This window comes from Pseudomonas sp. TE36184, assembly GCF_054060055.1.
The window spans coordinates 3266767-3289458 of record NZ_JBSSCU010000001.1; the positions used below are offsets into that span (position 1 = coordinate 3266767).

The 22692-nt window shown below is 59.8% G+C and carries 15 protein-coding genes; 8 read left to right on the top strand and 7 right to left on the bottom strand.

Annotation, left to right across the window (positions count from 1 at the left end; all coding sequences use genetic code 11):
* Positions 1-20 precede the first annotated feature (20 nt).
* Positions 21-938, top strand: coding sequence for a transcriptional regulator MetR (metR, locus tag ACVWZP_RS14675; protein WP_017844590.1), 918 nt, complete (start codon positions 21-23; stop codon positions 936-938).
* A gap of 31 nt (positions 939-969) precedes the next feature.
* Here metR and ACVWZP_RS14680 read toward each other — a convergent pair whose 3' ends face one another.
* Together ACVWZP_RS14680 and ACVWZP_RS14685 are read right to left on the bottom strand one after the other, a co-directional pair.
* Positions 970-1383: an NUDIX hydrolase gene (locus ACVWZP_RS14680; protein ID WP_017844589.1), complete on the bottom strand. Its 414-nt coding sequence runs from the start codon at positions 1381-1383 to the stop codon at positions 970-972.
* A 48-nt stretch (positions 1384-1431) separates the two neighbouring features.
* Complete coding sequence (locus tag ACVWZP_RS14685) at positions 1432-2778, bottom strand: HD domain-containing phosphohydrolase (RefSeq protein ID WP_448125803.1); 1347 nt, start codon at positions 2776-2778, stop codon at positions 1432-1434.
* Between the two features lie 257 nt (positions 2779-3035).
* Here ACVWZP_RS14685 and ACVWZP_RS14690 point away from each other — a divergent pair, with 257 nt between their 5' ends.
* The 4 genes from ACVWZP_RS14690 to ACVWZP_RS14705 are packed head-to-tail and all read left to right on the top strand — an operon-like array spanning position 3036 to position 9133.
* Positions 3036-4910 carry a putative bifunctional diguanylate cyclase/phosphodiesterase gene (locus ACVWZP_RS14690; RefSeq protein ID WP_457369878.1) on the top strand — a complete coding sequence of 625 codons (1875 nt, stop codon included), beginning with the start codon at positions 3036-3038 and terminating at the stop codon, positions 4908-4910.
* 23 nt (positions 4911-4933) lie between these two features.
* Positions 4934-5920, top strand: a complete 987-nt coding sequence (locus ACVWZP_RS14695; RefSeq protein ID WP_457369879.1) for a cytochrome-c peroxidase — start codon at positions 4934-4936, stop codon at positions 5918-5920.
* A gap of 10 nt (positions 5921-5930) precedes the next feature.
* Positions 5931-7745, top strand: coding sequence for a DAHL domain-containing protein (locus ACVWZP_RS14700; RefSeq protein ID WP_457369880.1), 1815 nt, complete (start codon positions 5931-5933; stop codon positions 7743-7745).
* A complete protein-coding gene (locus ACVWZP_RS14705; RefSeq protein WP_046384561.1) occupies positions 7742-9133 on the top strand; it encodes an ATP-binding protein in 1392 nt (463 codons plus the stop codon). The genes ACVWZP_RS14700 and ACVWZP_RS14705 overlap by 4 nt, the downstream gene beginning before the upstream one ends.
* An 80-nt stretch (positions 9134-9213) precedes the next feature.
* Here the strand turns inward: ACVWZP_RS14705 and ACVWZP_RS14710 are convergent, their stop codons facing one another.
* Together ACVWZP_RS14710 and ACVWZP_RS14715 are read right to left on the bottom strand one after the other, a co-directional pair.
* On the bottom strand, positions 9214-9519 hold the full coding sequence (locus ACVWZP_RS14710) for a HigA family addiction module antitoxin (RefSeq protein WP_017844583.1): 306 nt from the start codon (positions 9517-9519) through the stop codon (positions 9214-9216).
* A gap of 8 nt (positions 9520-9527) precedes the next feature.
* Positions 9528-9806 carry a type II toxin-antitoxin system RelE/ParE family toxin gene (locus ACVWZP_RS14715; RefSeq protein WP_457369881.1) on the bottom strand — a complete coding sequence of 93 codons (279 nt, stop codon included), beginning with the start codon at positions 9804-9806 and terminating at the stop codon, positions 9528-9530.
* Positions 9807-10109: 303 nt separating this feature from the next.
* Between ACVWZP_RS14715 and ACVWZP_RS14720 the strand changes: the two genes are divergently transcribed.
* A complete protein-coding gene (locus ACVWZP_RS14720) occupies positions 10110-11729 on the top strand; it encodes an FMN-binding glutamate synthase family protein (RefSeq protein WP_046384562.1) in 1620 nt (539 codons plus the stop codon).
* A gap of 79 nt (positions 11730-11808) precedes the next feature.
* Here ACVWZP_RS14720 and ACVWZP_RS14725 read toward each other — a convergent pair whose 3' ends face one another.
* The 3 genes from ACVWZP_RS14725 to ACVWZP_RS14735 are packed head-to-tail and all read right to left on the bottom strand — an operon-like array spanning position 11809 to position 14722.
* On the bottom strand, positions 11809-13380 hold the full coding sequence (locus ACVWZP_RS14725) for a glycosyltransferase family 39 protein (protein ID WP_457369882.1): 1572 nt from the start codon (positions 13378-13380) through the stop codon (positions 11809-11811).
* Positions 13377-14351, bottom strand: a complete 975-nt coding sequence (locus tag ACVWZP_RS14730; RefSeq protein WP_046384564.1) for a glycosyltransferase family 2 protein — start codon at positions 14349-14351, stop codon at positions 13377-13379. Before ACVWZP_RS14730 ends, ACVWZP_RS14725 begins: the two co-directional genes overlap by 4 nt.
* Positions 14348-14722, bottom strand: a complete 375-nt coding sequence (locus tag ACVWZP_RS14735; protein WP_046384565.1) for a GtrA family protein — start codon at positions 14720-14722, stop codon at positions 14348-14350. The genes ACVWZP_RS14730 and ACVWZP_RS14735 overlap by 4 nt, the downstream gene beginning before the upstream one ends.
* Before the next feature lie 222 nt (positions 14723-14944).
* On the opposite strand from ACVWZP_RS14735, the gene ACVWZP_RS14740 reads away from it, so the two are divergent.
* Positions 14945-16093 (top strand): OpgC family protein, encoded by a 1149-nt coding sequence (locus tag ACVWZP_RS14740; RefSeq protein WP_457369883.1) that lies wholly within the window; start codon positions 14945-14947, stop codon positions 16091-16093.
* 62 nt (positions 16094-16155) lie between these two features.
* Entirely contained in the window at positions 16156-22677 is a 6522-nt protein-coding gene (locus ACVWZP_RS14745) for an NEL-type E3 ubiquitin ligase domain-containing protein (RefSeq protein ID WP_457369884.1), read from the top strand.
* The last annotated feature ends 15 nt before the right edge of the window (positions 22678-22692 follow it).

A 22692-nucleotide genomic window follows, 5' to 3' on the forward strand; every position in this document is an offset into this window, starting at 1 on the left:
TATTGCTCATGGAGACCACGGTGCTGGAAATCCGCCACCTGAAAACCCTGCACGCCTTGCGCGAGGCCGACAGCCTGGTCGAAGCCGCCGAACGCCTGCACTTGACCCAATCCGCCCTGTCCCACCAGTTCAAAGAACTGGAGGAGCGGTTGGGCATGCCGTTGTTCGTGCGCAAGACCAAACCGGTGCGTTTCACCAGCGCCGGCCTGCGCCTGCTGCAACTGGCGGACGCCACCCTGCCCCTGCTGCGCGGCGCCGAGCGCGACATTGCGCGCCTGGCCGGTGGCACCGCCGGGCGCCTGCACATGGCTATCGAATGCCACAGCTGCTTCCAGTGGCTGATGCCGACCATCGACCAGTTCCGCGATGCCTGGCCCGAGGTCGAGCTGGACCTGGCGTCCGGTTTCGCCTTCGCCCCGCTGCCGGCCCTGGCCCGTGGCGACCTGGATCTGGTGGTCACTTCCGACCCGCTGGAGCTGCCGGGCATCACGTATGTGCCGCTGTTCACCTACGAAGCCATGCTGGCCGTGGCCAACCAGCACCCCCTGGCGAACAAGTCGTACATCGTGCCGCAAGACCTGCTCAGCGAAACCCTGATCACCTACCCGGTGGAACGCGACCGCCTGGATATTTTCACCCGCTTCCTCGAACCCGCCGATGTCGAACCGGCCCAGGTACGCACCTCGGAGCTGACGGTGATGATGATGCAACTGGTCGCCAGCGGTCGTGGTGTTTGCGGCATGCCGCATTGGGCGCTGCATGAATACAGCTCGCGCGGTTACGTCAAGGCCAAGCGCCTGGGTGAGAAAGGCCTGTTTGCGACGCTGTATGCGGGGATTCGTGCAGACATGCTGGACGCGCCGTACATGCGCGACTTCCTGCTGACGGCCAAGGACACGTCGTTTTCCACACTGGATGGGGTCAGCGCCGTGCGTTGAGGGGCACGGCTCAGTCCTTGGAACCCGCCAATCAGGCGGTGGTGGTCAGCGATTTGCGATAAAACGGCAGGATCAGCTCACGCGTCAAGGGCGCCAGGTGCAGGCCGCCGTCTCCGGCCGGGTCGATCCAGCGCACTTCTTCGATTTCGGCGGCCGGGGTCACCGGCACGTCGATCCGTACCTGGAACAGTTCGGCTTGCACCGTAAAACCTGGCTCGTTGGCGGCCGGGGCCGAGAAACGGCCGAGGTAGACCGCCTGGCTCGGCTCGATGCGCAAGTTCAGCTCTTCGTGCAGCTCACGGGCCAGCGCTTCGACCGGTTGTTCGCCGGCATCGATCTTGCCGCCCGGTTGCATGAATGCCTGGGTGCCGCGCTTGCGCACCAGCAACGTCTGGCCGTCGCCGCCGATCAGGAGCGCGGCGGCGATACGGATAGTGGTTGGCATGGACAAAATCACCTTGAATGCAAAGACACAATGATCCCATGAAGCGCCTCAGCTCAAAAGATGCGGCTCTTCCGGTTCGCGGATAAACACGCTGTACTTGGCGCCCTCCATGGCTTCAAACGCGATCAGCTTGTCCACCAGCGGCAAGTTGAGCACTTTGCCGGCATTGAGCAGCAACATGCCGTTATCGGCGTTGAGGTTGCGCGCCAGGATCATGCCGTCGGCCAGTTCGCGGGTGCTCAGCACTTTGACACTCGGGTCGCCCAGGGTCACGTCGTTGAGGAACGCGGCGCAGGCCAGGACGAAGTCTTCGACCATGTCCGGATCATAGAGCCGCCCCGCGTACTTGCGGATGTACAGCAGTGCTTCATCGCTGTTCATCTGCCGTTCCAGGATCAGGCCCTTCTGCAGTTCGATGAAGTCCACCGCCAGTTTGAGCAAGCGCGCGCCTAAGGGAATCGTTTCACCCTTGAGGTGATCGGGAAACCCGGTGCCGTCCCACCGCTCTTGGTGATGGCGGATCAGCCGTGCGGCGTCCTTCATCGGCTCGAGCGTCATCAGCAACGACTCGCTCTGCGCCGGGTATGCGCGATAGCGTTCGCGGTCGTTGCTGTGCAGCAGTTCCGACGGGACGGCCATCATGCCGTCGCTCCAGCTCAATTTGCCGATGTTGTAGAGCGCGGCGGCCATGGTCAGGTCACGGGCGCTGGCTTCGTCCAGCGCCTGGGCTTTGCAGTACACGCGGATCAGCTCGATCAACTGGCGGTTGGTCTGCTTCTGCTTGGGCAGGCGCAGGTTGGCCAGCAGCGAAAACACTTCGGTGCCGGTCACATAGCTGCGCTTGAGCTCGTCGTAGGCCAGGTCGAGCATGTCGGCGGTTTGCTGCAGCTCGCTGGTGCGCGCTTCGACGCGCTTTTCCAGGGTGGCGTTGAGGGCCTTCAACTGCTCGTTCTGATCGCGGGTCAACTGCTCAAGACGCACGCGCTCGCGTTCGGAATGCTGGTGTTCCAGGGACTGGCGCAACGTCAGGAGCATTTCCTCGTCGTTCCAGGGCTTGCTGATATAGCGGTGGATCTGACCTTCGTTGATCGCCTTGATCATCATGGTCATGTCGGCATAGCCGGTCAGCAGGATGCGCGTGGTGGCCGGGTACAGGCGGTGGGTCTCGGCCAGCAGCATCGCCCCGTCCATCGCGGGCATGCGCGCGTCGGTCATGAGCAGGTCGACGGGCTCGGCAGCCATGATTTCCAGGGCCTGGGCACCACTGCTGGCCAGCAGCACATCATAAGGCTGGCCCCGCAGCAGGCGGCGCAGGCTGTTGAGGATCGATTCTTCATCGTCGACCAGCAAAATAGTAGGTCTGTAAGGGGACGTCGTAGCAGTTTGTTCATCCATGGCGACACCTCCTGGCGATGGTACTCGGTTGCTTCATTGCCCCCTGGCGTGATCGATCGCTGTACTTGCATAAGCAATGAGCGCTAGATGCACGCTGGGGTAACTGAGGGTGATTTGACGCCAACTGGCGTACTTATTCAAGGGACCCGGCTATGCTAGTAGCATGAAGCCATGACTGTTCCCTGTTTATTGAAGCATTCAAGGTAAGGAAGCCCGATGCGTAAGAATCTTCAGTTGCCTGCGTCCCGGTGTCAGCCATGAATCCGTGCTCAGGAAGGGCCAATCGACGGGTGCTGATTGTCGATGACGCGGCCTCCATCCACGAGGATTTCCGCAAGATCCTGTGCGCCGATACCACAGGCGGCCAGTCCCTGGACAGCATCGAAGAAACCCTGTTCGGCACCGCCCCCACCGTGCGCCAGACTTTTGTGCTGGACTCTGCCTATCAGGGCCAGGAAGCCCTCGCCCTGGTCAACCAGGCCCTGGCCGACAACGCGCCCTACGCCCTGGTGTTCATCGATATGCGTATGCCGCCGGGCTGGGACGGCCTGGAAACCATCGAACAACTGTGGAACGTCGACCCGAACCTGCAGATCGCCCTGTGTACGGCCTACTCGGACTATTCCTTCGAAGCCATCGAAGCGCGCATCCAATACAGCGACCAGTTGCTGATCCTGAAAAAGCCGTTCGACAACCTGGAAATCCGCCAGATGGCCAGCGCGCTGACCTGGAAATGGCAGTTGGCCCAGGATGCCGCGCTCAAACTGATGGGGTTGGAGCGCACGGTCGAAGAACGCGTGCAGGAACTGCTGAAGGTCTCACACCTGCTGCAATACGATGCCCTGACCGAACTGCCCAACAGCACCCTGCTGGGCGACCGGCTGACGCAGGCCATTGCCGTCTGCAGGCGCCATGACACCCAGTTGGCCGTGATGTTTATCGGCCTGGACCGCTTCAAGCGCATCAACAATGCCCTGGGCTATCCGGTCGGCGATGAAATGCTCAAGCAGGTCAGCCAAAGCCTGGTGGCCACGGTGCGCGCGTCGGATTCGGTGTTTCGCTACGGCTCCGACCAGTTCGTGCTGATCCTCAACGACATCAAGCATCCCCAGCAAACCCAGTACATTGCCGAAAAACTGCTCGGCGCCATCAGCACGACACACTATGTGGCTGGGCATGACTTGAGTGTCACCGCAAGCCTGGGCATCAGCATCTACCCCAACGACAGTTTCAGCGCGGTGGAGCTGATCAAGAACGCCGAAACCGCCATGCACACCAGCAAAGCCCATGGCCCCAACGACTTCAGTTTCTTCGTCAACGAGATGAACCTGCGCGCCCAGGCTCAGCAGAGCCTGGAAAGCGCGATCCGGCAGGGCTTGCAGCGCAATGAGTTCATATTGCACTACCAACCGAAACTGGATTTGAGCAGCGGGCGGATCGTCGGCGCCGAAGCCCTGATTCGCTGGCACCAGCCCGACCACGGCTGGATCTACCCGTCAGCCTTCATTCCCGTGGCCGAAGACAGCGGCCTGATCGTGCCCTTGAGCCAATGGGTGTTGCGCCAAGCCTGCGAGCAAGCACAAGCCTGGCGCGCCGCCGGCCTGCCTGCACTGTGTATCTCGGTGAATATTTCGGCGATTGATTTTCGCCAGCGCAATTTTGTCGCCAACCTGGCGGCCATTCTGCAACGCACCGGCCTGACGCCCAGTTTGCTTGAACTGGAGATCACCGAGAGCGTACTGATGCAAAACGTCGAGGACACGCTCGTCACCCTGCAAGACATCAAAGCCTTGGGCGTGCGGCTGTCGATCGACGATTTCGGCACCGGCTATTCCAGCCTCAGTTACTTGCGCCGGTTTCCCATCGATGTGTTGAAGATCGATCAATCCTTCGTGCGCGGCCTGGGCGAAAACAGCCAGGATGCACAACTGATCAGTGCCATCATCAGCCTGGGCAAGAGTCTGGACTTGAACATCATTGCCGAAGGCGTCGAAACGTTTGAGCAATTGGCGTTCCTCAGAGCCCATCGTTGTGAGGAGGGCCAGGGTTTCCTGTTCAGCAAAGCCGTGGCGGCCGCTGAATTCGCCCAATTGATGCAAGCCGGGCAACGCAGCCTGATGCCCCCCCAGTGACTGTCTATTCAAGGAACGAACGCTTGATCCGTCCCCTCACCCGCTCTCCTCGCCCGTCACCCTGGGCACTCGGCCTTGCCGTCGCCCTCGGGGTTGGCGCCGCCCTGCCCGCGGCGGCCGCGCCACTGGATGAGCCGCTCAAACCACTGCCGCCGGTGCCGCTGCTGGATGCGGCAACGGTTGAGCTGGGCCGCCAGTTGTTCAACGAGAAACGCCTGTCGGTCAATGACAGCCTGTCCTGTGCCAGTTGCCACCAGCTGGCAACGGGCGGGGGTGACGATAAGCCGTTTTCCTTGGGCTTTGATGGCAAGCCGGTCAAACTCAACACACCCACGGTGTTCAACGCCAGCCTGAATTTCAAGCAGTTCTGGGACGGTCGGGTGGATACCCTCGAGGCCCAGATCGAACAGGTGGTCATCAGCCCGGTGGAAATGGGCAGCGACTGGAAAACCGTGGTCGACAACCTCATCGCCATGCCGCAGTACCAGGCCGCCTTCAGTCAGGTGTACCCCGACGGCGTGACGGCGGCCAATGTGCAAAATGCCCTGGCGACGTATGAACGCACACTGCTCACGCCCAACTCCCGCTTCGACCAATACCTGCTGGGCAATACCGAGATCCTCACGATCGAAGAAAAATACGGCTACCAACGCTTCAAGGAATATGGCTGCATCGCCTGCCATCAAGGCATGAATATCGGCGGCAACATGTTCCAGAAACTAGGCGTGATGGGGGATTACTTCAAGGACCGCCCCCCCGCCGACAGCGACCTGGGCCGCTACCTGGTGACCCACGACGACGAAGACCGTCACGTGTTCAAGGTGCCCAGCCTGCGCAATGTCGCCGTCACCGCGCCGTATTTTCACAACGCCTCGGCCAAGACCCTCGAAGAAGCCGTGGACGTGATGTTCACATTCCAACTGGGGCGCGTGCCCTCGGCGGAAGACAAGGACCAGATCATCAAGTTTCTCAAGACCCTGACCGGCCAATGGGCGGGCAAACCTTTATGAGCAGACGGTCATGAGACTCTCCCGCCACTACGTCATCCAACTACTACTGGGCACCGCGACCCTGCTGCTGGCATCGATACTGGTGTTCCTGTACATCAAATCAAGTACTGACCAGACCAGCCGTTACACCGAATCCCGCGACCTGATCCGCCAGATGCAGCAGCTCAACGCGCAGTGGGACAGTGAGGTGCTCAAGGCCAGAATCGCCCTGACCCACAATTACGACCCCCTGGTGACGCCGCTGACGCAGATCACAAGAATCTGGGAGGAACTGCGCCAGCACGAGTCGTATCACGCGCCCAACGACCTGCCCGGCTGGCAAGCCAGCCTGGATGCCGGTCAGGCGGCGATCCAGGACAAAGCGCGGCTGGTCGACCAGTTCAAGTCCCATAACGCAGTGCTGCGCAACTCCCTGGCGTTCCTGCCGACCGCTGAAAACGATATCCAGGCCGCGTTCACACGGCTCGACGACGAACAGCGGCTGCCACTGCAAAGCGTGGCCACCGACACCTATGACCTGCTGCTCAGCAGCATGGAATTCGCCCAGGTTGCCAGCGACGACCGCGCGGCCGAGATTCTGTTGGGCCTGAACCTGCTGGCGGTGAACAAAGAACGCTTGCCGGCCGACTTCCACCTGCCGGTGGAGATTCTCAGCAACCACGTCGCACTGATCCTGCGCGAACAGCCGCTGGTCAACACCTTGTTGGAACGCATCGCCGCGGTTCCCGTGGCCGAACGCCTGGACGAACTGACCACCCACCTCAACCAGGATCAGCAGGCCGCCGACCTGATCGACCAGAAGTATCACAACTACTTGCTGGTGTTCTCCACCCTGCTGGTGGCATTGCTGCTGTACCTGGCCATCAGGCTGTTGCGCAGTTTCACCGTGATCAACCGCGTCAACCGCGCCCTGCACACCGCCAATGCCAGCCTGGAACAGCGCGTGGAAAAACGCACGCGCCAGCTCAGGGATGCGCAAAGCGAACTGCTCGACAGCGCCCGCCAGGCCGGCATGGCGGAAATCGCAACCAATGTGCTGCACAACGTGGGCAACGTGCTCAACAGCGTGAACATCTCCGCCGACCTGGTCGCCCGTAAGCTGCGCACCAGCAAAGCACTGGGGTTGGGCAAGGCCATGCAGTTGATCAACGAACACCCCGATGACCTGGGCACTTACCTGCGCGAAGACGAAAAAGGCAAACTGCTGCCGGGCTACCTCAACCAATTGGTGGAAGCCATTGCCGTCGAGCAACAGGGCCTGACCGACGAGCTGGCGCAATTGAGCAAAAGCGTCGACCACATCAAGGACATCGTCTCCACCCAGCAATCCTACGCCGGCGTTTCCAGCGTGCTGGAGCCCTTGCAGGTCAGCGCCCTGATGGACGACGCGCTGCGCATGAATTCCGGCGCGCTGAATCGCCATCATGTGACAGTGGTCAAGGAATACGCCGACGTACCGCAGATCATGGCCGACAAACACCGGCTGCTGCTGATCATGGTCAACCTGATCAGCAACGCCAAGTACGCCATGTCCAACCTGACCGACCGGCCTCGGCAGATTACGTTGTCGATCCAGACGATAGAGGACAACATCCTGCAAATCAGCGTCAAAGACGAAGGTGAAGGCATCCCCGCCGAAAACATGACGCGGATCTTCACCCACGGCTTCACCACTCGCAAGGAAGGTCATGGCTTCGGTCTGCACAGCTGCGCCCTGGCGGCGATTGAAATGAATGGCCGGCTTACCGCCTATAGCGATGGTCCGGGCAAAGGCGCGCTGTTCACCTTGCAAATCCCCCTCAACGATGCTGCAGGCCCCGCATGAACCAACCACCGAACCGGCGCATTCTGCTGATCGACGACACGCCCTCGATTCACGAAGATTTCCGCAAGATCCTCAAGCCGCCCCTGGAACAGAACCAGGCCCTGGACGCGATGGAAGCCGCGCTGTTCGGCACCAGCGACAAACAACCGCAAAGCCCGCTGTTCGAGCTGGACTCCGCCTACGGTGGGCAGGAAGGTTTACAACTGCTCGAGGCGGCCATGGCGGCGCAACTGCCCTACGCCCTGGCCTTCGTCGACATGCGTATGCCCCAGGGCTGGGACGGCGCGCAAACCATCGAAGAACTGTGGAAGGTCGACCCGAACCTGCAGGTGGTGGTGTGTACGGCGTACTCGGATTATTCCTGGGAAGAGCTGCTGTTTCGCCTGCGTGCCCATGACCGGCTGCTGATCCTGAAAAAGCCGTTCGACAATATCGAAGTCCAGCAAATGGCCAACACCCTGACCGCCAAATGGGACATGGCCCGCCGCGCGTCCTTGCAAACCAGCCACCTGGAGCTGTTGGTGGAACAGCGTACCCAAGCGCTGACCCAGGCCAGCCAGGCCCTGCAACAGGAGATCGACGAACGCAAACAGCTCGAAAGCCAGTTGGTGCAATCGGAAAAACTGGCGTCCCTGGGGCAACTGGCCGCGGGCGTGGCGCACGAGATCAACAACCCGGTAGGGTTCATTTCCTCCAACCTCGGCACCCTCGAAGGCTATTTCAAACAGCTGCAGCAGATGCTCGATGCCTACCGCCAGGCCGAAGCCGCGATCGGCGATGATCAGCTCCAAGCCCTGCGCCAACGCCTGGACCTGGACTTTCTCAGGGAAGATATTCCGACGCTGATTCACGAATCCAAGGAAGGCATTGGCCGTGTGGCGCAGATCGTCAAGGACTTGAAAGACTTTTCCCGAGTGGACACCGACCAGACCTGGCAGTGGGCCAACCTGCAACAAGGCATCGATTCGACCCTGAACATCGTCGCCAGCGAGCTCAAGTACAAAGCCGACGTCATCAAGCACTATGCGCCCTTGCCGGAAATCGAATGCCTGGCCTCGCAGCTCAACCAAGTGGTGATGAACCTGGTGATCAACGCAGCGCAAGCCATCGGGCCGGAGCGCGGCACCATAACCATCAGCAACGGCGTGGACGGCGAGAACATCTGGCTGGAAATCGCGGACAACGGCTGCGGGATTGCCCCGGACGCCCAGCTGAAAATCTTCGATCCGTTCTTCACCACCAAGCCGGTGGGCGAAGGCACGGGGTTGGGGCTGTCACTCTCCTACGGCATCGTCAAGAAACACCATGGCGAAATCTCCGTCAGCAGCGAACTGGGCAAAGGCACCACGTTCCGGGTAGTGCTGCCCATTCGCCAAACAGCGGTGTAGGCCCGTTCGAAAAAGCATCACGCAACGGTTGGATCAACGCCCGAACTTTCCATCGAGTTCGAATAGGACCCGATACGAGCTCATGCGCAATGCGCAACTCTCTCGACTTCTTTGTAAATCTGGGCGCCTTTGGCAATTTCCGCAGTGCGCAGATCATAGGCGGTCTGCAGGTTCAGCCAGAACTGTGCAGATGTCTCCAACGCGACTGCCAGGCGTAATGCAACGTCCGCACTGATGCTCCGACGCATCAATACAATGTCATTCACCGTAGGGGCGGAAACATGCAGCGCCCTTGCGAGAGCGGCTGCGGTCAGGCCCAGCGGTTCCAGGTACTCTTCCTTGAGTATTTCCCCAGGATGTACAGGTCGCATGCCATTCTTAAACATCATTCACCTCAGTGGTAATCCACAATTTCAACATTTTCAGGGCCGTGAGGCCCCCAAATGAAACAGACCCGGAATTGACCATTGATTCGGAGACTGTGTTGCCCCTCTCTGTCACCGTATAACGGTTCCAGCCTATTCCCGGGCGGTGAGCGCACGTCAGCGAGTTCAACCGCCGCATCCAGCATGCTCAGCTGTCGTTCCACCACGGAAACGACAGCGGAGCAACGTCGGGTTCGACCGGTTTCAAACAGTTTTTGGGTTTCGGCGCATTTAAAGCTTCTGATCATCGCTTAATGCTTAACGTTATTCGTTAATGACCAGTTCTACATGGGTTGTCGATATATTCAACCGACAGTTGAATAGGCGCTGAGGGAGGGCGACGAGCGGTCAGTGCCACCGTCAAAAAAAGCCGCTCCAGACACTGGAACGGCCTTAGAGGTAAGGCCGGAACGCCTCACGCCAACTGTCTATATCGGGCCAGTCCGCCGTGTCTATGCGACCCAAGCGAATGCACCTACAGGTTGTTCAGGGTTTCCTTACTGGCGCAGAATGCCGCACCGACCAGAAGAGTCCGATCCCAAGGTAACCGTATGAGCCTGTCCTTGCTAAGCCGCTACGCGGTGTTTGCCGTATGCGTGATGTTCACCCTCGCCAGCCTGCCCTTTGTCGAACATGAATGGTTATGGCCCATGACCCTGGTCACCGGCGTCCTCAGCCTGCTCGGCCTCTTCGACCTGCTGCAAAGCCGCCACGCGATACGCCGCAACTACCCGATCCTGGGCAATATCCGTTACCTGGTCGAGGGCATTCGCCCGGAGATCCGCCAGTACCTGCTGGAGTCCGACAGCGACGCCCTGCCCTTTTCCCGGGCGCAACGCTCATTGGTCTACTCGCGCGCCAAGAACGAAACCGCCGACAAACCCTTCGGTACCTTGATCGACGTGTACCAGTCGGGCTTCGAGTTCATCAGCCACTCCATGCGCCCCGCGCCGTTGACTGACCCGAGCTCGTTTCGCGTGATGGTCGGCGGCCCGCAATGCAAGCGGCCGTACTCGGCCTCGGTATTCAATATCTCGGCCATGAGCTTCGGCTCTCTGAGCGCCAACGCGATCCGCGCGCTCAACCAGGGCGCCAAGCTGGGTAACTTCGCCCACGACACCGGCGAAGGCAGCATCAGCCCCTACCACCGCGAAAACGGCGGCGACCTGACCTGGGAACTGGGCAGCGGCTACTTCGGCTGCCGTACCCGCGACGGCCATTTCGACCCGGAACGCTTCGCGGTGCAGGCCCAGAACCCGCAAGTACGCATGATTGAAATCAAGATGAGCCAAGGCGCCAAGCCTGGCCATGGCGGGATTCTGCCCAAGCACAAAGTCACCCAGGAAATCGCCGAGACACGCGGCATCCTGATGGGCGAAGATTGCGTCTCGCCGTCGCGCCACAGCGCGTTTTCCACGCCTATCGAGTTGATGCACTTCATCGCCCAATTGCGTGAGTTGTCCGGCGGCAAGCCGGTGGGCTTCAAGTTCTGCCTCGGTCATCCGTGGGAATTCATGGGCATCGCCAAGGCCATGCTCGAAACCGGCATCCTCCCCGACTTTATCGTGGTCGACGGCAAGGAGGGCGGCACTGGCGCCGCGCCCGTGGAGTTCACCGACCACATCGGCGTGCCGCTGCGCGACGGCCTGTTGTTCGTCCACAACACCCTGGTGGGCTTGAACCTGCGCGACAAGATCAAACTCGGCGCCAGCGGCAAGATCGTCAGCGCCTTCGACATCGCCAGCGTCCTGGCCATCGGCGCCGACTGGGCCAACTCGGCGCGCGGCTTCATGTTCGCCATCGGCTGCATCCAGTCGCAAAGCTGTCACACCAACAAATGCCCGACCGGCGTCGCCACCCAGGACCCACTGCGCCAACGCGCCCTGGTCGTGCCGGACAAGGCCCAGCGCGTGTTCAACTTCCACCGCAACACCCTCAAGGCCCTGGCCGAAATGCTCGCGGCAGCGGGCCTGGAACACCCGTCGCAACTGTCGGCCAAGCATCTGGTGCGACGCATGTCGGCGACCGAGATCAAGCTGTTCTCACAGCTGCATGTGTTCCTCAAGCCTGGGGAATTGCTGACCGGGGAAGTGAACGGCGAGTTTTATTCGCGCATGTGGCAGATGGCGCGGGCGGATAGTTTTGAGCCCAGTGAAGTAAAAGTGGCTTGAGCACAATCCTGCCTCCTCCCCATACGAACACCTACAGGAAAAAGACAGGGGCAGCCGCCGACATTACATCATCAGCGGCTTACTCGCATACCTCAACATCAGTTATCGGATTCGCTTCGCATATAACATAAAGTTCAAGAATCTGATCACCTTTACGCTCTTGATGTACAGAGCGCCAGTTACGGGGAAATCGAATGGCGGACCGCTGCGCCTGCTCAAAATTTGCGATCCACCATACGCGACGAGTTGGCGGGATAAGCCCTTCAAAGCTATCGACATAAGTGCTCTCTGGATATTTATCCATCGGCATAGAAAAACCTTTGCCATTGGGTCGGCCTGATCGCCCATCCGAAGTAGGCGGCGTATATAATAAAACCCTGCTTCTGCCTTTATCGTAATAAATTGCAGCGTAAAATATATAGGGGTCATATACAATTATTGCATCGCCCGGCCTACGCCCTTGCTCATACTCAAGCATCAGCTCATTCATTTTATCAACCTGAACCCTACTTGGATTATTCATTGTGGTTTCACCCCAATAAAAATTCATCAATCCAAAAATTTCAACACTTAAAAATACCATAGCCGAGACTACAAACAACACCGCATTTTTAATTTTATCAACGGCCACAGCCATAACAACAGCAAGCATTACTGCCGAAAAAAACAAATATCGCTCTACAAACAAAGGTTTTACCAAAGAGATGAGAAACCCCCCTAGCACAGGAACAAAAAAACACACAGCAATTAACACCTGAGAAGACCATTTGCTTTTGTCATTGAAAAGAACTGCCAAACCACTTATCCAACACACCACGGGCAACATCCAATAAACCACGCTCTGATAATCCTTAGCATCCTCTAATATAAGAAATCGCCATATTGCGGAAGGCAAGCTGTACCACGTTACCTCTGAAATCCACCCTATCGCCCAAGTGTTATGAGTCTGATTAATAAAGCTCGGTAACCAGGGGGCAAATAGCAGAGCGATCGCAATATTTGCCAACCACCAAGCCGGAGCTGATATATAGCTATTCACTCCAGGCTTGCGAAACTGCAGAAACACAATGTACAGCCAGTGTGAAATCGCACAAAACACTGCAAAATAATGAGTATAAAACCCCGCCCCCATCAGTAACACATAGATCACCAAGTAGCCTGTTCTGGCAGAATCCCTGACCCAACACACCAGTGCGATTGTGGCAGCCGTTAGTAACAACCCCATCAGCGCATACATGCGTACATCCTGGCTATAGCGCACTGCAATAGGCAACAAGGCAAGAAATAACCCGGCTATCAAGGATGCCCGGCGCGTAGAGATCAGCCTGGCTAATACCATACCCAAAATTACATTCAGGACGCCTACGACTGCACTGAACCCCCTCATCCAGATTAAGCTATCGCTGCCCGCCCCCTGCATCACGGCCCGCAGTATAAAATAATAAAGAGGCGGGTGAACATCCACAGTGCTCAACACCCATATATCAGAGTACGAATACGTGACAAACAACAGACTAAATGCCTCATCAGACCAGATAGACGCACCCGTTAAGTTATAGAATCGGAGTGCTACAGCAAGCCCGACAATCATTAAAAAAAAAGGCAAATCACGCGTAAACCCAATTGAAGCCAACGTATTTTTTAGGTTCACTTACTCATCTCCGATTCATTATCCGGCCTTTGAAATTGACATTTACCTGAACTATTCAACACATCCTTCACCACATACCTCGGCCGATGCTTGGCCTCCATATAAATCCGCCCCACATACTCGCCCAATATCCCGATCCCGATCAGTTGCACCCCACCCAAAAACAAGATCGCCGTCATCAACGACGGATACCCCGGCACCGCATTGCCAAACAACACTTTGTCCACCACCAGATACCCGGCGTACACCAGCGCCAGCAGCGAAATACCGCCGCCGATATAGCTCCACAACCGCAGCGGCAAGGTGCTGAACGAGGTGACTCCATCCAGTGCCAGGTTCCACAGTTTCCAGGCGTTGAACTTGCTCTGGCCGACAGCACGGGGCGCGCGGTCGTACTCGACAATCGCGACGTTGAAGCCGGCCCAGGACAACACGCCTTTCATGAACAGTTGCTGCTCGGGCAAGGCCTTGATCACGTCCACCACCTTGCGGTCCATCAACCGGAAGTCGCCGACGTTTTCTTCAATGTGTGTGTAGGAAATACGATTGAGCAGGTGATAGAACAGCGACGCACTGCGGCGTTTGAGGTAGCCGTCGCTGGAGCGATCCCTGCGTTTGGCCAATACCACGTCGGCGCCTTTTTGCCATTCGGCCAACAGGTGCGGGATGACCTCGACCGGGTCTTGCAGGTCCACGTCCATCGGGATCACCGCATCTCCGGTGGCATATTCGAGCCCGGCGAACAGCGCGGCTTCTTTGCCGAAGTTACGCGAGAAGTTGATCAGCACCACGCCGCTATCGGCCAAGGCGATAGCCCGGGCATGCTCGGCGGTGCGGTCGGAACTGCCGTCGTTGATAAACACGATCTCAAGCGTCTGCTCGTGCAACGAGGCCTCTTGCCGCACGCTGCGGTAAAACACGCCCAGCGCCTGCTCCTCGTTATACACAGGCACCACCAGCGAGACCCTCATTGCCCACGCTCGCGAAACACCACCCACCGGGACAGCAAAAACCCGCACACCAGGCTGATCAGCGAAAACACCGCCACGGTGAGAATCCCCGGCACCTGCCAACGATCCGCCAGCCACCCCACGCCCAGGCTCACACCGCCCATGCAGGCCATGAACAGCGCGTAACGCGGCAGCGAAGGGGGCATGGCAAAGGTGTAGATCGCGTTGACATAAAACGAAAAGGACGCTGCCACGCAAAACGCGAGGACATTACTCACCGCCTGGCTGAGCTCCAATGCGGCCCGGAACACGAAAAACAGCTGCCAATGGATCAGCGTATTGGCGATGCCAATCACTGTGTAGCTGGAGAATCCCTTCCACAATCTGGTCATACCGTTGCCCCGTCAGGCCTTGCTCTAGCAAGCCACGGCGCCTGCGGTCCGTCTACTGTCAGAATTAACAGGTAGCCCCCCGCGCCATTGAGACATTCAGTAATACCCAGCCTTTGCAATCGCTTACAAATACCGCCAACCTGCGCCCGCTCGACGTGCGGCGTAAGACAACAGCCGCGCGCGCCAGTCATTACTAAACCTTTCGTACAAGAGCCCGCTACCATGCTGAACGGACGCGACCCGCGCATCGATTTTTTTCGGGGCCTGGCGTTGATCTTCATTTTCTGGGATCACGTCCCCCACAACCCCCTCGGCCAGATCACCCTGCGCAACATCGGTTTCAGCGATGCGGCAGAGGTGTTTGTGTTCCTCGCCGGTTACGCCGCCGTATTGGCCTACGGCAACGTCCTGCAACGCGACGGCTACTGGATCGCCTCGCTGAAAATCCTGCGGCGCGCCTGGGTGCTGTATGTGGTGCATATCTTTTTGCTGGCGATGCTGATGGGCATCGTGTTCTTCGCCAACAGCCATGTGGAAACCCGCGACCTGGTCGAAGAGATGGGCCTGACGCACTTCGTCACCCGCCCGCAGCAAGCGCTCACCGATGAATTGCTGTTGCGCTTCAAGCCCAACCTGATGGACCCGCTGCCGCTGTACATCGTGCTGCTCGGCGGGTTGCCGCTGGTGCTGCCGTTGCTGCTGCGCCAGACCTGGGCGGTGGTGGCCGTGTCGTTGAGCGTGTACCTGCTGGCGCCGTGGATGGGCTGGAACCTGCGGGCGATTGCCGATGGCGTGTGGTACTTCAACCCCGTTACCTGGCAGTTGCTGTTTGTGCTCGGCGGCGCGGCGGCGATTCATGCCCGCCGGCCACGCCCGGCAGAGCGCCGCGCGCTACTGTGTCAGCCGCTGTTTGTGGCAGCCGCGGGCTACTCGCTGCTGGCCGCGATCATCACGCTGGCCTGGCGCTGGCCCGAGGTGCATGACGCGCTGATGCCCGCGTGGCTCAGCGAACGGCTGTACCCCATCAGCAAGACCGACCTGTCGCCGGTGCGCCTGGTGCACTTCCTGGCGCTGGCTTATGTCACCGCCAAGCTCTTGCCCCATGCCGGCTGGACCCGCCATTGGCTGGCGCAACAGAGTTGCCGCATGGGCCGCTATTCCCTGGAGGTGTTCTGTCTCGGCGTGCTGCTCGCACCGCTGGCGGACATGCTCAACGCCCTGGCCGGCGACGCGTTGGCCATGCAGCTATTCAGCGCGTTGGCAGGCGTGGTGTTGATGGGCGCTCTGGCGACCTGGCTGGAATTCAACAAACGCCTGGACAGCAGGTTGCAAGCGCGTCGCTCACTGCCCACGTCATCATTAAATAGATAGCCCCGGCCGTTTTCGCGACGGTGCTTCCATGCCCTTCCACTTATCGTGAAAGGGTATGGCTGATGTCAACTTATCAACGACTCAACGGGTTATCAGGCAACTTGCAGTCCAGCAGTTCCTGGTCACGGCAACAAGCCCTTGAGCAGATTCAGAACAACGTGATTCAAGCCATGAGCAGCTTGAACCCACAGGAAAAAGCCCGCTACGTCAGGTTGCAACGCGAAGCATTGAGCGCCTTGACCGCTCTGGAACACGCCCAGCAAGCGCTGACCCGCGACTTCAAGACTCAAGGCCTTGCGCAACTGCGGGAAAAAATCGGCGGGCGCGATCCCGAGCAATACACCCTGTTCACCCGCTACAAAGAGAAACGGGAGCAGGGCTTCCCCTGGGACCCGCCGCAGCCGCTCCTTCCGCTCAATACCGTGCCCCTGCCCGCCGCACGCTATCGTCGGGCCCATTACGACTTCCATTACATTGAGCATCTCAAGCACATGTCGCTGTGGGAAGCGGCCTGTCTCAACTACGGTTTCACCCACTCCATTCACGGGGACTCGGGTTTCAGCCTGGTGGAAGCCAGCTATATCGTGGGGCCGGACAACGACAGAAGCCTGGGCGCACTGGCCTTCATCGAAGCCGCCCGCACGCTGGACCTGGGCGCTCAGTTGCGCGACAAAGCCCGTACCGCCATGGCGCCGGGTGGGCCGTTGCGCCCATTGTTCGAGGCGTCGGCCAAGGCCAGCCTGCTGTTCGACGTAATCGAAGCCTACCGCAACCGTGCCACTACCGGCGTCACCCTGGAGATCTACACGCGACTCAACGCCGCCATCGAAGGCACTGGTGCACAATTGCCGTTCGACACGCTGAACCTGAGCTCCGGTATCACCCCCCTGATCTCCGTGCCCTTCGTCCCCTGGGACAGTTGCATCCCCGTGCCCTTAATGCTGATTCGCGTGGCCAGCCTGGGCGTGTTGTCCTACTTCCCTTTCCGTCCCGGCGGGGCGTTGCAATACCACGACGATGCCCAGGCCGCCGAGTACGCGTTTCGCACACAACTCACTGACAGCCACGCGAAAAAAGACCTGGGCTGGTTCTCCCGGCAATTGCCGTTGATCGGGCTGTCGGTGTTCAGATCACTGATCAACAAAGCGCCGCATCTGAAGGGGTTCAGTTGGTTAGGCGCTTATGTGTACGACGGTTTTCACCTGGCCTTCTCAACAAAGACCCTGGACAACATCCGCTTCAACACCGACATCAAATCCGGGCGCGCAATCACCCTGGTGCAGGCGTGCGCCTATCGCCAGATCCAGCGCTTTCAGTCAGACCTCGACACACTGGCGCAAACCCGCTCGGAAAAAGACTGGCAAGCCCTCAAAGATGCGGCGGCGGCGATTGCCGGTGAAGTGCTGCAGATGCTGCTTACGCCATTGCCCGGCGGCGTCACCGGCATGAACCGGGTCATGCAACTCGCGGTCATGGGCAGCCTGACCTACAGCGCCGCCCAGGGCGTGAATGAGCTGGCCAAGGGCGAAGCCAGCGGATTTGCCTCGGCGCTGGCCGATGTCACCGACCTGGCCGTCAGCGGCAAGCTGATCTCAACCGCCGGGAGGGCCCATCGCCAACGCATGCACGCGTACCTGGAAAAACTCGGCAACCCGTACAAAATCACGCGCGCCGACGGCAGCCATGGGCTCTGGAAAGCCGACGCCCAACCGTATGCCCACGACAACCAGCGCCTGGTCAACGGTATCACGCCCAACGCGTTGGGCATTTACACGGTCGAGGGTCACCTCTACGCCAAACTGCGCCAGGGCGAGCTGGACGTGCTGATCGAAGTCAAATTCGACGACGCGCACAAACGCTATGTACTCACACGCGGTAAAGACGGCTACACCCCAGCGATCATATTCGCCCCAGAGCTCCAGGCCTGGACCTTCGATCTGCACAATGCCCATCTCCTGTCCAACCCGGAGTTGCTGCAACGCATGCTGCCCAACGGGCCGTCGACGATCCCGTCGGCCGACCTTGAACACATGCTACGCAGCACCGCCACCACTCGCGATACGCTGGACCGCGTGTGGCGCGCCCAGCCGGCACCGTTGAACCTGATCGAAGGCGCCCGGCGACTGCAGGTCGATCAGGTCATCCAGCAAATCATCGAGCGGTTCCCCCAACCCGGCCAACTGCCGGCGCATGCCGACAGCACGGTCTTCTGCCTGCTGACCCAACTCAACGGCTGGCCGACCGACACCCTGCTGCATATCCACGATGCACAAGGCACGCGGATCGAGACCTACGGCAAAACCGAGCAACCACCCCCACGCGCCCATGCCATCAACCTCAAGCGCCGCGAGGATGGCAGCTACACAGACCTCAACGACGCGGGCAGCGGCCCCGAGGGCAACGAGCACCTGCTTCAACTGATCATCCGCCAGCAACCACGCGACTCGGCCCTGGGTAAAGAGGACCAACCCAACGCCTCCGAGGACGCGCGCGTCAGCAGCGTACGCCAACAGGTTGGCGCATTGGCAAGCCTCGAGCGCCACGCGCTGTTTTCGGCGCTGTTCGATTACTGGGGCTACGAAAAAGCGGAACTCGCCGCCGCACCGGCGGCAAGACGGTTTCTGCCGGTCAAGGTGTCACCGGCCTTGATTACCGTCACGCCCTTGTTGAAAAAACTGCGCGACCTGAACCCGCCCCTGACCGCCGCCAACCTTGCGCGATTACTCGCCGAGCACCCGCTGACAGCACGCCAGCAAGAGGCGTTTCTGAGCGGTGGCACCCTGCCGGTAGCGTTCGTTGAAACACTCGATCGCCAACGTACCGCGTTGCGCATCGACGCGGTGATCGACAGCTTGTACAACCCCCGCGACTTCAATGCCGACACCGACCTCTGGGCCCGGGAATTTGCTGGAGCGCTGATCCGCGACACCCTCAAGCGTCCCTTCGTGGTCACGGATGTCAGCCAGGGCGAGACCTTCGTGCCCAGCGGTGCGGATGACCTCACCGTCAACCTGCGCTTGCACCCCGGCGGTCGCTACCAGGCCTATGACATCCGCAACGACAGTGAAATCCCCGTCTCACCCGCCCAAGACAGCTTCTACCTGGCCATCGCCTCGGTGCTCCACCCCCACGAACGTCAACAACTGGGCATGAGCAGTGTCACCGACGCCAAGGGCCTGCGCAAAACCCTGGGGGACAACATGAGCGCCCGACGCAACCCCCAAGGTCACGTCAGCCTGGTCAATGGCTCGCTGGTGCCCTACCAACACAACCTAATGCTGTCACCAGGCCTCAAACCCAGGACCGACGGGATCTTCATGATTGAGGGCAACGAATACCTGCCGCTGTTCGGCAGCCTGTTCCGCATCGTCTTCGATAAAACGCTGTTCAAATGGCGGCTCAAGCACCCGAAAAAAATCGGTGTCGACACCCCGCTCCTGGAGCACAACGGCCAGGGCACCTGGCGCCTGGCCAGCGAGAACCCGATGACCTGGGACACCCACCAGCTATTCCACCGCCTGGGGCACGAGGACTACGCGTTTACGCAGGAACGGGCCAGTCAAATCCTCGCCCTGACCGACACCCCGGACCACGTGCTGCGCCAGGTACACCGTGCCACCCACCCGGTGCCGCCGTTGTTGGCCGACACCTGCAAACGCTTCAAGATCGAGCAACAGATTCAACACTTCATCAACGCACTGCGGGTGAACCCCAACACCCAGGAAGCCGAGCCGGCCCTGCAATTGCTGGTGATCTCCGCGTTGCCGGGATGGCCGGACAACCACAGACTGCAGATCGTCGGCCCCGGGAACGAGGTGCGCTATCAATACCCGGCCAGTGCGGGCCCGAACGCTGAAACAATCCTCGTGACCGAGCAAGACTACAGGGACGCCCGCCTGCTGAACCAACTCACCGGCTACGACACGCTGATCAATGCCTTGTTGGGCGAATTGCCCAGCTCCGCTGAAGAGCGCTTGTTCAAACTGGTGAAAAAAATCGTCGAGTTCGCCGAGAAAGAAACCAACCATCTGTTCAATTCGCTCTACCAAGAGAGCGAGCACCGCAGCCCCAACGTCGCGCGCGAACGCTTCAAGGCCGCACATGCCGACTTACCCAACAACACCGTCGACAGCATCCTCGACCACGCAACGCCCCGCGAACTCAAGCAACTGCACGAACACGGCAAGGTGAGCCTGCGCCTCGGCGAAACAGCCCGACTGACCGCCCACGAGGTGCGTCTGAACCGCGCCTTCGAGGGCTTGTACCTGGACAACCTGATCAACCCGGACAGCGACCGGATCATCCTGCACCTGCTCAACACCGTGCCCGGCTGGCCCAGCGACCTGCGCATCGAAGTCCGCGACCGACACTTCAGCGGCTCCAGCATCGAAGCCGCCGGCAACCCGGCCGGGACGCGCCAAAAAGTGCTGGTCAAGCAACACCAGGTCTACCACGCCTACGACTCACAAGGAGCGCCTCTCGCCGCGCCCGCCGGCAGCGGCAGCAACCTGCTGTCAGCCATCATCCAGACGTTGACCGACACCGAACGGAGCACGCTGGGAATCACACATGAAGACGACCTCGCGCCACTCCAGGAGCAGATCGCCAAGCTGGCGCTGTCCCAGCGCGTGGCGATAAAAAGCCTGCTGGACCTGCCGCACCTGCAACCCTGGCTGCAACCGCCGATGGGCCTGGATCGCTCATTTCTGGTGTACCCCGCCTGGAACTGGCTGTGGCCATTCGGCGGTAATCGCGCGCCGGACCTGGTGAGCAGGGTCCAGGAACTCTACCCCCGATTCGACAATGACACCGCCCGCACCTTCATCCGCTGGCTCAACCTGGATGAGCCGGCCGCCCTGATCGAGCTTGACCGACGCCAGGCCGAATACAGCTTCCTGGACATTGAACTGACCCGCTGGAGCGACACCCCCCGTGACACCGACAACGACGAAACCGACCCACTGGGCCTCCATCTGGGCCGTCGTCGCCATATCGCCAACACACAGCGCAGGGCCTGGCGACGGGATGAGCCGCCACAGGTCTACATCGATGGGTTGTTTCATGCGGAGTCATTAACACTGCAATTGGACACCATCGATCTGCCCACGGCGGCCTTTATCAACGGGTTCAGGGGCTTCGAGCACATCGAGCACCTGAGTATCGCCGGGGACAGCTTCCCCGCCTCGGGCCATGCATTCCTCGCGCTCTTCCCAGGCTTACGGGCCCTGCAAATCGACTGCCAGTTGAGCGAGCTACCGAGCGCCATCACTCAGATGACGCAACTCACCCGCCTGAACCTGGAAGGCAACGCGCTGGTTTTAACCGAGGAGTCCGCCGCACGCCTCGCCGCCATGGTCAACCTGGAAAACCTCAACCTGGGTTACAACCCCCTGGGGATCACGCTCGACGTCACGCGAATGAGCCAACTCTCGACCTTGGATTTAAGAGCAACCCATACCCAACAATGGCCGATCGGCGCCGCAGATCACGCGAATCTGAACACCCTGTACTTGCAGGAAAACCAGATCTCCAGCATTCCCGAGCGCGTGTTTACCCACCCCAGAGCCATCATCCGAAATCGTTCGACGTTCCTGCATGACAATCCGCTGTCGCCCCAAACCTTGCAGCGCATTAGGCAATACCAAGCCGACATTGGCATGGCCGTAGGGGGCTCCCTCCCCGGCATCGCCCACACGCCGCCCGCCGAACGCGGCATTTTGCCTTGGCTGGTCCACCTGAAACCCTTTAAACACGACAGCGCCAGAGAACTGTGGAACGGTCTGTCAAGCCATGAAGGCGCCCGTCCCGATGATGTCTTCAGAGTGTTGGCGGACTTGACCAAGTCTCTGGAGTACACCATCGCTGGAAATGCACGTAAAAAACTGACATTCCGGGTCTGGAACCTGCTCGATGGCCTGAGCAACTCCACCGAGCTGCGCGAAAAAGTGTTCCTCAACACCCATGCGGCGGGCACCTGTGGCGACGGCGCCATACTGCTGTTCAACAACATGGAGCTCATGCACCGAGTGCATCAGACCCTCGCTCGATACGACGAAAACCGCATCGACCGCGAACTCCTCGGCCTGGCCAAACAAGTGTATTACCTGGAGCAGCTCGACCAGTTCGCCGACGATCACATCAGCCGCTTGACCGCGCAAGGGCGTTCGCCGGACCCCGCCGAAATCACCCTGTTCTATCGGGTGATGTTGCGCGAGGAATTCAACCTGCCGGTCCAGGCGGACCAAATGTTGTATTCAGTGGAGGGGTACGGCGTGGTCGACAACGATGTCCAACAGGCGCGTCAAATGCTGCGCGGGTTGAAGGATTCCCCTGGGCTGGTGAACGCATACAAAACCTGCGACTTCTGGCTCGACTACCTGGAACGACGCTTTCCCGCGCCCTTCTTAACGATCAAGGAAGTGACCCGCTACAAGATCGGGCTCTTGCAAAAGGAGCTGCCGGACAAACACTCCGATGAACACCTCGACCGCCTGCAAGCGCTGATCGACACGCAGACCGCCGAGCGCAACCGCCTCATCGGCCAGTTGACGGACGCCGCCCTTCACGCGTTGCCGCGCGATTGAGCGCATCAAGGCGGC